8 protein-coding genes, 2 tRNA genes and 3 rRNA genes are annotated in these 11,546 nt (G+C 35.4%); 11 read left to right on the top strand and 2 right to left on the bottom strand.

The window, feature by feature from the left end:
* The first annotated feature begins 1 nt into the window (after position 1).
* The 3 genes from FMM56_RS04770 (at position 2) to FMM56_RS04765 (ending at position 1,455) form a co-directional block, all read left to right on the top strand.
* Positions 2-463, top strand: a complete 462-nt coding sequence (locus tag FMM56_RS04770; protein ID WP_150207921.1) for a glycosyltransferase — start codon at positions 2-4, stop codon at positions 461-463.
* Positions 412-552: a hypothetical protein gene (locus FMM56_RS08715; protein WP_190319022.1), complete on the top strand. Its 141-nt coding sequence runs from the start codon at positions 412-414 to the stop codon at positions 550-552. The genes FMM56_RS04770 and FMM56_RS08715 overlap by 52 nt, the downstream gene beginning before the upstream one ends.
* A 234-nt stretch (positions 553-786) precedes the next feature.
* The gene (locus FMM56_RS04765) at positions 787-1,455 is read left to right on the top strand and encodes a hypothetical protein (RefSeq protein ID WP_150207919.1); all 669 of its coding nucleotides are present in this window, start codon (positions 787-789) and stop codon (positions 1,453-1,455) included.
* On the opposite strand, the gene FMM56_RS04760 is transcribed toward FMM56_RS04765, so the two are convergent.
* On the bottom strand, positions 1,439-2,392 hold the full coding sequence (locus tag FMM56_RS04760) for a Ppx/GppA family phosphatase (RefSeq protein WP_150207917.1): 954 nt from the start codon (positions 2,390-2,392) through the stop codon (positions 1,439-1,441). The two genes, FMM56_RS04765 and FMM56_RS04760, sit on opposite strands and share 17 nt — an antisense overlap.
* Before the next feature lie 55 nt (positions 2,393-2,447).
* Between FMM56_RS04760 and FMM56_RS04755 the strand changes: the two genes are divergently transcribed.
* From FMM56_RS04755 to rrf, 8 genes are all read left to right on the top strand, one after another.
* Positions 2,448-3,221 (top strand): pyridoxine 5'-phosphate synthase, encoded by a 774-nt coding sequence (locus tag FMM56_RS04755; protein WP_150207915.1) that lies wholly within the window; start codon positions 2,448-2,450, stop codon positions 3,219-3,221.
* On the top strand, positions 3,218-4,312 hold the full coding sequence (pdxA, locus tag FMM56_RS04750; RefSeq protein WP_150207913.1) for a 4-hydroxythreonine-4-phosphate dehydrogenase: 1,095 nt from the start codon (positions 3,218-3,220) through the stop codon (positions 4,310-4,312). The genes FMM56_RS04755 and pdxA overlap by 4 nt, the downstream gene beginning before the upstream one ends.
* Positions 4,313-4,389: 77 nt before the next feature.
* Positions 4,390-4,728, top strand: a complete 339-nt coding sequence (locus tag FMM56_RS04745) for an NINE protein (RefSeq protein WP_150140804.1) — start codon at positions 4,390-4,392, stop codon at positions 4,726-4,728.
* Between the two features lie 381 nt (positions 4,729-5,109).
* Positions 5,110-6,622 (top strand): 16S ribosomal RNA (locus FMM56_RS04740).
* A gap of 133 nt (positions 6,623-6,755) precedes the next feature.
* Positions 6,756-6,831 (top strand) — tRNA-Ala (locus tag FMM56_RS04735).
* 4 nt (positions 6,832-6,835) lie between these two features.
* Positions 6,836-6,912: transfer RNA gene (locus FMM56_RS04730), tRNA-Ile, on the top strand.
* Positions 6,913-7,440: 528 nt separating this feature from the next.
* Positions 7,441-10,602: ribosomal RNA gene (locus FMM56_RS04725) — 23S ribosomal RNA — on the top strand.
* 95 nt (positions 10,603-10,697) lie between these two features.
* Positions 10,698-10,814 (top strand): 5S ribosomal RNA (gene rrf, locus FMM56_RS04720).
* The 16S, 23S and 5S rRNA genes sit together here with 2 tRNA genes alongside, the layout of an rRNA operon.
* Before the next feature lie 331 nt (positions 10,815-11,145).
* Here rrf and FMM56_RS04715 read toward each other — a convergent pair.
* Positions 11,146-11,385: a ComEA family DNA-binding protein gene (locus FMM56_RS04715; protein ID WP_150140806.1), complete on the bottom strand. Its 240-nt coding sequence runs from the start codon at positions 11,383-11,385 to the stop codon at positions 11,146-11,148.
* Positions 11,386-11,546 lie beyond the last annotated feature (161 nt).

Genomic DNA, 11,546 nt, shown 5'->3' with positions numbered 1-11,546 from the left:
AATGAGTTTTGCAGTTTTAATGGCAAGTGATGAAAATTTAGACTTTGCTGTGGCAAATGTTATAGTAGGGCTTAAAAGGTATAATAAAAAGGATATTACAAAGATTATTGTAATGTATGATGGTATAAGTGAGCAGATTCAAAGGCAGATTGAAAGCATTTGGCCGGGAGTGGTTGAGTTTAGATATTATGGTATACAAGATTTTAAAAAAGATTATCCGGGGGATATAGATAAAATTCCTTGGCCAGATAATAAAAGATGGGGCAATGGATATATACTGTATGCTAAATTTTATATTTTTGAACTTTTAAAAGAATTTGATAGCGTTTTATGGCTTGATAGCGATATGTTAGTAACCCGTGATATCTTTGATAGAGCCCTTAGCTTTGATTATGACATGGGGGGGCTTTTATGGAAAAAAATGCATATATCACAAAGCCGTATCTTAAAAGCCTTGGTATAAAGGGCGAAAATATAAATCCAAATGGTGGACTCTTTCATTTAAACAAATCCTTACTAGAAAAAACACAAAATAATTTAACTAAAGAATGATTTGAAAATTTACGTTTTATTTTTGAAGTACAAAGACATCATGATTTATGCCTAAGCGATGAATCACCCTTTGGGGTTTTAATTGATAAATATAAGTTAAATACTAAACATTTATTTCCATTTGCAAATGTTAATCCAGTATTTAGTAGTGCAAGTAGCGATATTTGGCATTTATCAGGATTTGCGAATAAACCTTGGAGAAACAAGGATATACTATTTTGCCTTTACGAATGTATGGTAAATTACAAAATTTGCGTTAATGAATTTGGCTTTATTGATAGACTTGATTTAATTGACATTGATTTACAAGAAAGCAAAATGTATAAACTTTTATCTTATATAAATAAAGAAAAACTTGATTTAGAAGCCATTAAACAACTAAGGGCTAATCCAAATATAGCACAACAAAAGGACTTAGAAGAATTAAGATTATTTAAGGCAAAACGCGAATTTAAAGAACTTCAAACGATAGCCCTTAAAAAAGAACTAAATAAAAAATATCAAAATTTAAATGTCAATCTTAGCATTTCACAAGATATTAAAACAAACGCTGTAGCAAGGGTTAAAAACCAGCTCTCATATAAGCTTGGTTTTGTAATGATACAAAATTCAAAATCCCTCATGGGTTTCATAAGATTGCCTTTCGTGCTAAGTTATATTTACACACTTCACAAAGAAGAAAGTGCTAAATTTAAACTAGCTACTCAGCAGCACAAGCACATTTTATCACCACTTGAAAGCTATGCAAATTACGAAGATGGTTTAAAATGCAAAGAACATTTAAGCTATAAACTAGGTCAAGGCTTTATCAAAGCCTATAAATACTGGTATCTTGGGGGTTTAATAAAATTTGTCTTAATAGATATATTTTTAATAAAAAGAAAATTTAAGAAAAGGTACTAATCACCTTTTCAAGACAAATTCCCTCCCTTAAACCTTCATCAACTACTATAATCTTTTCATTTTCTAAAAGGGAGTAAAATAAAAAGCAACCTGCTACGAGATAATTTTTTCTCATGGACCCGACCCATTTTTTAGCCTCGTTTTCACTCATGGACCAAATTTTAAGCCCTAGATATAAAAAATCATTTTTGCTTAAACTTTTACCATTTATTAAATTTGAATCATACTCATCATATCTTAGCCCTTGTTTTAAAGAGACTAAAGTAGTAGGAACGCCCGAGTTTAAAACTATATTTTTACACTTCATTTTATGAATCATTTTTTTCATAAATTTTACCTCTTCAAAGGCTTTAAATGCAAGGTTTAAAAGCTTTTTATCTTTTATCACAGCTTGTAATTTAAGCCTTTTATTTTTTGTATTTTTTAAAAAAGGACATTTTAAAGCACTTTGCATTACTAGGGGGTTTTCAATAGCCCTTTCATAAAAGCTAATAATGCCAAAATCAAAGCTTTGAAAATAGTTTTTAAAAGTAAACTCACATGACGCCCCACCTAAATCAATAAAGCCAAACTCACCACTCATTTTTAAATTTCTAAGCCCAAATTTCATACCCAAAATGCTTAATCTTGCCTCAGTTTTTGCGTCAATTGTCTTAAAATTTATATCAAATTCATTTTTTAAATTTTCAAAAATTTCATTTGTATTATTAGCCTTACGAAAGGCAGCAGTAGCAAAGGCTCTAGCATTTTTTAAATCATATTTTTTAAGCTTTGTAAGGGCATTTTTAAGTCTTAAAATAGCCTCATCTCCTATTTTGCCACTTTCATTAAGATTTTTAGCAGCCCCAATTATAAATTCAAAACTATCAATTTTTTTAAAATTTTCATCCATTACAACGCCACGCATAGTATTTGAACCCAAATCAATCCCAAGCATAAACTTTTCCTTTAAATTTTTTAGTATAATAGCAAAAATTTTTAAAGGAAAATTAATGTTTTTAGGTGTAAATATCGACCACATTGCCATTTTAAGACAAGCAAGAATGGTAAATGACCCAGACCTTTTAAAAGCAGCTTTTATATGCGAAAATTTGTGCGAACAAATCACTATACATTTAAGAGAAGACCGTCGCCATACCCAAGATTTTGATTTAATAAATTTAATTAAATTTTGCAAATTACCTATAAATTTAGAATGTGCTTGTGTGGATGAAATTATAAATTTAGCTACGACTTTAAGACCTAGCAGGGTTACTTTGGTGCCTGAAAAAAGAGAAGAATTAACAACTGAGAGTGGTTTAAATTTAGACAATAAAGACCTTGTTTTAAGCATTGAAAAATTACAAAATGCTGGCATTGAGATATCTTTATTTATCAATCCAAATTTAAAGGATATTAAAAAGGCATTTGCATTAAAAGCCCAGTTTATTGAACTTCATACAGGTAATTATGCAAATTTATATAATGCCTTATTTACAAATATCAATAATACAGCTTTTGCATTAGATGAGCTTAAACTTTCAAAATTTGAGCTTAAACAAAGACTTAAAGATGAATTAAATAAGCTTAAAATTTGTGCAAAAGAGGCCAAAAGCTTGGGTTTAAAAGTAGCTGCTGGACATGGTTTAAATTATCATAATGTAAAAGAAATAGTTAAAATCAATGAAATTTGTGAGTTAAATATAGGCCAAAGCATAGTTGCAAGGGCTATTTTTGTAGGGCTTAAAGAAGCGATTTTAGAAATGAAGGCCTTGCTTAAAAGATGAAAAAAATAGCCATTAGCATAGGCGATATAAACGGCATTAGCGTCGAACTTTTAGCAAAAACTCACAAGGAACTTTGCAAGATATGCATCCCTTTTTATTTTGTGCATAAAAATTTATTAAAACAAGGTTTAAAACTTGCAAATTTAGGGCTTAAAAATGTTAATTTAGTGGAATTTCACAAGGGCGTAAATGATAGTTTTAAACTAATCAAAAAGGGCAAGAAATTTAATATTTATTCTTATACAAGTGCTATAAACTTTGAAGTTTGCAGAGATTTTAAAATAAGACCTGGACAGGTTAGCGAACAAAGTGGAATGTATTCTTTTTTAAGCTTTGTAGCAGCAAATAATTTTGTAGCAAAAAAACGTGCAAATGCCCTTGTAACCTTGCCTATAAATAAAGAAGCTTGGAGTAGGGCGAGTATCGAGTTTAAAGGGCATACTGAATTTTTAAGAAAATTTTATAATAAACAAGCCATTATGATGCTAGGTTGCAAGGAGTTATTTGTAGGGCTTTTTACTGAGCATATTGCCTTAAATGAAGTAAGTTCAAAGATTGAATTTAAGGCATTGTGTGAGTTTTTTTATGATTTTTACAAAGAAAGCAAATTTAAAAAAATTGGTGTTTTAGGCTTTAATCCACATGCATCTGATAATGGAGTAATAGGTGGAAGAGAAGAACTCATCATAAAAAAAGCGATTAAGTTTACAAACGCTTATATAAATTTTTTAAACACAACAGGCGATACAAAAGAACTTAAAGAATTTTTAGATAATGAAAATTTACAAAATGAAATTATAAAGCATAAAAAAAATGTTTTTATCCCTTATCCATTGGTAGCAGATACAGCTTTTTTAAAGGCTAATTTAAAGCATTGCAATAGGCTTATTGCAATGTATCATGACCTAGGCCTTGCACCCTTAAAGGCCTTGTATTTTGAAAAAAGCATTAATGTAAGTTTAAATTTACCAATAATTCGCACAAGCGTAGACCATGGAACAGCATTTGATAAGGCATTTAAAGGACTTAAACTAAATACAAAAAGTTACAAGCAAGCAGTAAAATTTGCTATAAAGCTTTCAAGCAAATAGCTTTTAGGGCAACTTGATTTTTTTTTTTTTTTTTTTTTAATAAAATGCGTTTTCAAATTTTACAAAAAGGAGAAAACATGGACTCAAACATTGTACTTATGTCGCTACAAGATAAGATATCATCAGAAGGTGCTCCATTATTAAAAAGCAAGTTAGATAAGCTTTCACCACAACAAATGGAAGATTTTAATGTTAAATTGCCATTTTTAAATCTTAAAAATCCTATTATATGGCTTATCTTAGGTATTTTCCTTGGTACCCTTGGGGTAGATAGATTTTATAAAGGCGATATGGGATTAGGCGTTGCTAAATTATTTTTATGGTGGCTTACTTTGGGACTTTGGATATGGCTTGATTTTTTTGTATGGAAAGGTATTAAAAAAGATAATTTAAACAAAGTTTTAAAGGTTCTTTAATGCAAAGCCTCCAAGCTTTGTACTTATCCTATCAATCTTTATATCCTTAATTTTTCCCACTTCTATAAATTTATTAAATTTCAACTCACAAAAAAAACTTTTTCCAAATTCCCCACCTAACCCTTACCTTTTTAAACTCCATTTAAGAATAATTCTATATAATTTCACTTCGTTTCGTCAAAAAACACGAAACTCAAATCCAAAATAATTTTAGTATTGTTTTGAATTTTGTTCTTTAATTTAGTATTGTTATTTTTAAATCTTATTAGTCAATCTTTGAAATCTAAATAAGTGATCGATTGAGTCAGAGATAAGCTTTAAGCTTATAAATTTTCTTTGAAGTCTTTGAAAAAAGATTATAAAAGATTAAACTTTCTTTATTTTATGGAGAGTTTGATCCTGGCTCAGAGTGAACGCTGGCGGCGTGCCTAATACATGCAAGTCGAACGATGAAGCTTTTAGCTTGCTAGAAGTGGATTAGTGGCGCACGGGTGAGTAAGATATAGTTAATCTGCCTTTTGCTAGGGGACAACATTTAGAAATGAGTGCTAATACCCTATACTCCGTTTTATCACAAGATAAAATGGGAAAGTTTTTCGGCAAAAGATGAGACTATATAGTATCAGCTAGTTGGTAAGGTAATGGCTTACCAAGGCTATGACGCTTAACTGGTCTGAGAGGATGATCAGTCACATTGGAACTGAGACACGGTCCAAACTCCTACGGGAGGCAGCAGTAGGGAATATTGCGCAATGGGCGAAAGCCTGACGCAGCAACGCCGCGTGGAGGATGACACTTTTCGGAGCGTAAACTCCTTTTCTTTGGGAAGAATTCTGACGGTACCAAAGGAATAAGCACCGGCTAACTCCGTGCCAGCAGCCGCGGTAATACGGAGGGTGCAAGCGTTACTCGGAATCACTGGGCGTAAAGGGCGCGTAGGCGGATTATCAAGTCTCTTGTGAAATCTAGTGGCTTAACCATTAAACTGCTTGGGAAACTGATAATCTGGAGTGAGGGAGAGGCAGATGGAATTGGTGGTGTAGGGGTAAAATCCGTAGATATCACCAAGAATACCCATTGCGAAGGCGATCTGCTGGAACTTAACTGACGCTAAGGCGCGAAAGCGTGGGGAGCAAACAGGATTAGATACCCTGGTAGTCCACGCCCTAAACTATGTATGCTAGTTGTTGGGGTGCTAGTCATCTCAGTAATGCAGCTAACGCATTAAGCATACCGCCTGGGGAGTACGGTCGCAAGATTAAAACTCAAAGGAATAGACGGGGACCCGCACAAGCGGTGGAGCATGTGGTTTAATTCGAAGATACGCGAAGAACCTTACCTGGGCTTGATATCCTAAGAACCTTTTAGAGATAAAGGGGTGCTAGCTTGCTAGAACTTAGAGACAGGTGCTGCACGGCTGTCGTCAGCTCGTGTCGTGAGATGTTGGGTTAAGTCCCGCAACGAGCGCAACCCTCGTCCTTAGTTGCTAACGGTTCGGCCGAGCACTCTAAGGAGACTGCCTTCGTAAGGAGGAGGAAGGTGGGGACGACGTCAAGTCATCATGGCCCTTACGCCCAGGGCGACACACGTGCTACAATGGCATATACAATGAGACGCAATACCGTGAGGTGGAGCAAATCTATAAAATATGTCCCAGTTCGGATTGTTCTCTGCAACTCGAGAGCATGAAGCCGGAATCGCTAGTAATCGTGAATCAGCCATGTCACGGTGAATACGTTCCCGGGTCTTGTACTCACCGCCCGTCACACCATGGGAGTTGATTTCACTCGAAGAGGGGATGCTAAACTAGCTACTCTCCACAGTGGAATCAGCGACTGGGGTGAAGTCGTAACAAGGTAACCGTAGGAGAACCTGCGGTTGGATCACCTCCTTTCTAGAGTACAAAGTAAGTTCTCTCACAAGACTTACTAAAACTCAATCCTCATTTGTTTAGATTTTAAAGATTGATAATAAAAATAGTGCAAATAAATATAAATTTTAAGCTAACTTAAAATACGAGATAATTCGGGGAATTAGCTCAGCTGGGAGAGCGCCTGCTTTGCACGCAGGAGGTCAGCGGTTCGATCCCGCTATTCTCCACCATAAAGGGCCTATAGCTCAGCTGGTTAGAGTGCACCCCTGATAAGGGTGAGGTCACAAGTTCAAGTCTTGTTAGGCCCACCATTATTTATCAATCTTAGTAAGATTTATTAATAACTAGTCTTGAAAGCTAAAATAAGATTATAGTTTATAATTTTATTTTAGGTTTTAAGACCTAAGATAATAATTTTTTTATTATATGTTCTTTTAATTATCATTGTTAAGAGTCACAAGCAAGTTTTTAAACAATTTTACAGGACTTGTTAAAGGGATTAAAGAATTTTATCTTTATCTTTAAATTTTTAAAGATATAAGTTTCAAATATCACGTCTTATATTTTTGCTTAATATAAGTTTTTGAATGCTTTCCGTCTTAGATAAAAGAATTTAATCGTATAAAACTTTAACAAGGAAGTGATGCGTTTTAGAATTATATAAATACAGCTTAAATTTAATTTTTAAATTTAAATGCTTATTTATGCACAATACTTTTTAATTAAGTGATAAAGTTAAGCTTAAACTTTCAAGCTTTTATAAGGCTTGGTGGGGTAGGTTTTTAACTTTTGTTACTTTTAGCACGAATTTACTACGTGCGTTAAAAAGTAAATCAAAAAGGTAAGCTACTAAGAGCGAATGGTGGATGCCTTGACTGGTAAAGGCGATGAAGGACGTACTAGACTGCGATAAGCTATGGGGAGCTGTCAAGAAGCTTTAATCCATAGATTTCCGAATGGGGCAACCCAATATATTAGAGATATATATTACCTAAATGGAGCGAACGAGGGGAATTGAAACATCTTAGTACCCTTAGGAAAAGAAATCAAAAGAGATTACGTTAGTAGCGGCGAGCGAAAACGTAAGAGGGCAAACCTAGTGCTTGCACTGGGGGTTGTAGGACTGCAATGTGCAATAATTACGGTAAGCATAATATTCTGGAAAGGATAGTCAAAGAGGGTGATAGCCCCGTGTGCGAAACCAAGATTTAGCTAGCAGTATCCTGAGTAGGGCGAAACACGTGGAATTTTGTCCGAAGCTGGGGAGACCACTCTCCAACCCTAAATACTAATACCAGATCGATAGCGAACAAGTACCGTGAGGGAAAGGTGAAAAGAACCGCGGTGAGCGGAGTGAAATAGAACCTGAAACCATTTGCTTACAATCATTCAGAGCACTATTATGAGTCCTTTTGAGGAATTATAAAAAATAAGTTTAGACTTTAAATTTTTCTTTCTAAATTTATCTAAGCTAAAAAGCAAAGCCAAAATTCTTCAAAAGGATTCATAAGTGTGATGGACTGCCTTTTGCATAATGAGCCTGCGAGTTGTGGTGTCTGGCAAGGTTAAGCAAACGCGAAGCCGTAGCGAAAGCGAGTCTTAATAGGGCATATAGTCAGATGCTGCAGACCCGAAACGAAGTGATCTATCCATGAGCAGCTTGAAGCTAGTGTAAGAGCTAGTGGAGGAGCGAACCCATAGGCGTTGAAAAGCCCCGGGATGACTTGTGGATAGGGGTGAAAGGCCAATCAAACTTCGTGATAGCTGGTTCTCTCCGAAATATATTTAGGTATAGCGTTATGTCGTAATTAGAGGGGGTAGAGCACTGAATGGGCTAGGGCATACACCAATGTACCAAACCCTATCAAACTCCGAATACCTTTAATGTAATCATAGCAGTCAGGCGGCGAGTGATAAAATCCGTCGTCAAGAGGGAAACAACCCAGACTAACAGCTAAGGTCCCTAAATCTCATTTAAGTGGAAAACGATGTGAAGTTACTTAAACAACCAGGAGGTTGGCTTAGAAGCAGCCATCCTTTAAAGAAAGCGTAATAGCTCACTGGTCTAGTGATTTTGCGCGGAAAATATAACGGGGCTAAAATGAGTACCGAAGCTTTAGACTTGCACTTAATTCTAGTTATTTAAGAACAAAAAAATAAAAAAATTAACTTGTATAAATTCAATATCTTATTTGATGTCAAACTATAAAGCAAATATAGAAATTTTATACAATATTCTTTGATTTTAGTTGTAAACTTTATCAACATAAAAGTAATTAGAATTAAGTGCAAGTGGTAGGAGAGCGTTCTATTTGCGTTGAAGGTATACCGGTAAGGAGTGCTGGAGCGAATAGAAGTGAGCATGCAGGCATGAGTAGCGATAAAATATGTGAGAATCATATTCGCCGTAAACCCAAGGTTTCCTACGCGATGCTCGTCATCGTAGGGTTAGTCGGGTCCTAAGCAAAGTCCGAAAGGGGTATGCGATGGCAAATAGATTAATATTTCTATACCAACATAAATGTGCGATGGAAGGACGCTTAGGGCTAGGGGGGCTAGCGGATGGAAGTGCTAGTCTAAGGTTGTAGGAGCTTATATAGGCAAATCCGTATAAGAATACTCCGAGAGCTGAAAGGCTCTTCAAAGTCTTCGGATAGCGAGGAGAACCCCTGATGCCGTCGAGCCAAGAAAAGTTTCTAAGTTTAGTTTATGTTGCCCGTACCGTAAACCGACACAGGTGGGTGGGATGAGTATTCTAAGGCGCGTGGAAGAACTCTCTTTAAGGAACTCTGCAAAATAGCACCGTATCTTCGGTATAAGGTGTGGTTAGCTTTGTATTAGCATTTACTGCGAAAGCAAAGAAACTTACAACAAAGAGTCCCTCCCGACTGTTTACCAAAAACACAGCACTCTGCTAACTCGCAAGAGGATGTATAGGGTGTGACGCCTGCCCGGTGCTCGAAGGTTAATTGATGGGGTTAGCATTAGCGAAGCTCTTGATCGAAGCCCGAGTAAACGGCGGCCGTAACTATAACGGTCCTAAGGTAGCGAAATTCCTTGTCGGTTAAATACCGACCTGCATGAATGGCGTAACGAGATGGGAGCTGTCTCAAAGAGGGATCCAGTGAAATTGTAGTGGAGGTGAAAATTCCTCCTACCCGCGGCAAGACGGAAAGACCCCGTGGACCTTTACTATAGCTTGACACTGCTGCTTGGATAAGAATGTGCAGGATAGGTGGGAGGCTTTGAGTAATAGACGCCAGTTTATTATGAGCCATTGTTGAGATACCACTCTTTCTTATTTGGGTAGCTAACTAGCTTGAGTTATCCTCAAGTAGGACAATGTCTGGTGGGTAGTTTGACTGGGGCGGTCGCCTCCCAAATAATAACGGAGGCTTACAAAGGTTGGCTCAAAACGGTTGGAAATCGTTTGCAGAGTATAAAGGTATAAGCCAGCTTAACTGCAAGACATACAAGTCGAGCAGAGACGAAAGTCGGTCTTAGTGATCCGGTGGTTCTGAGTGGAAGGGCCATCGCTCAAAGGATAAAAGGTACCCCGGGGATAACAGGCTGATCTCCCCCAAGAGCTCACATCGACGGGGAGGTTTGGCACCTCGATGTCGGCTCATCGCATCCTGGGGCTGGAGCAGGTCCCAAGGGTATGGCTGTTCGCCATTTAAAGCGGTACGCGAGCTGGGTTCAGAACGTCGTGAGACAGTTCGGTCCCTATCTGCCGTGGGCGTAAGAAGATTGAAGAGATTTGACCCTAGTACGAGAGGACCGGGTTGAACAAACCACTGGTGTAGCTGTTGTTCTGCCAAGAGCATCGCAGCGTAGCTAAGTTTGGATAGGATAAACGCTGAAAGCATCTAAGCGTGAAGCCAACTCTAAGATGAATCTTCTCTTAGCTCTCTAGTAGACTACTAGTTTGATAGGCTGGGTGTGTAATGGATGAAAGTCCTTTAGCTGACCAGTACTAATAGAGCGTTTGGCTTACTTTAATAGCATCACTTCCTTGTTAAGGTTTTATAGTGTTTTTAAACTTGCTTCTTAACATTGTTATATAAATATTTTAAAAAAATATTTATATAACAATGTCCGTGATTATACAGATGTGGAAACGCCTTGTTCCATCCCGAACCAAGAAGCTAAGCATATCGTGGGTGATGATACTACGTCTTACTGACATGGGGAAAGTAGCTCATTGCGGACTTTGTTTTTTTATGATTTCTTTATTCTTTTTTATTTACTTTTTTTCGAGTGTATTTCATATAAAAATTATTATTTTTTTATTTCATAAGAACATGTCAGTTTTAAGTAAAAGTGTTAATTTTTAGTAATTACAAGACTTATATTAATTTATAAAAGAATAAGTTTATAACATTTTTTAGCAATTTTGAAAAGTAAAAAAATTACATTTAAATGTATTTTTTTAATTTTAACAGGGTTTGTCTTAATCAAGTGCTATAAATTAAAAAAAAATGCAAATTTGAGATTTATATAAAAATCGCTTAATAAAAGCGATTTTTAAGCTTTAAATTTATTTATTCAACGCTGATAGAATCTTTAATCGAATCATAAATTTTATCACCAATACCCTTTACTTTTTTAATATCTTCGATACTAGTGAAATTTTGTTCGTTTCTATATTCTATGATAGCATTAGCCTTTGCATCACCAACACCATTTAAACTTTTTAATTCATCTATTGTGGCAGTATTGATATTTATAGTAGCAAATAAAAATCCTACAAAAGCAAAGATTAAAAATAAAATTTTTTTCATGATTTTTCCTTTTTTTAAAAAATGAATTTGAATTCTAACTAAAAATATTTGAATTTAAGATAAAAAATAACATTAGCATAAATTTTTAATAATTTATTTTTTGCACAATCTAAAAAAGTTTGAAAAAAGTAATTTTCAATACAAAAAAAAATGATTTAAAG

The organism is Campylobacter sp. LR264d (assembly GCF_008633895.1).
Lineage (GTDB): Bacteria > Campylobacterota > Campylobacteria > Campylobacterales > Campylobacteraceae > Campylobacter_D.
The sequence above is the reverse complement of the archived record's forward strand: the minus strand, read 5'-3'. Positions and strand labels throughout refer to the sequence as shown.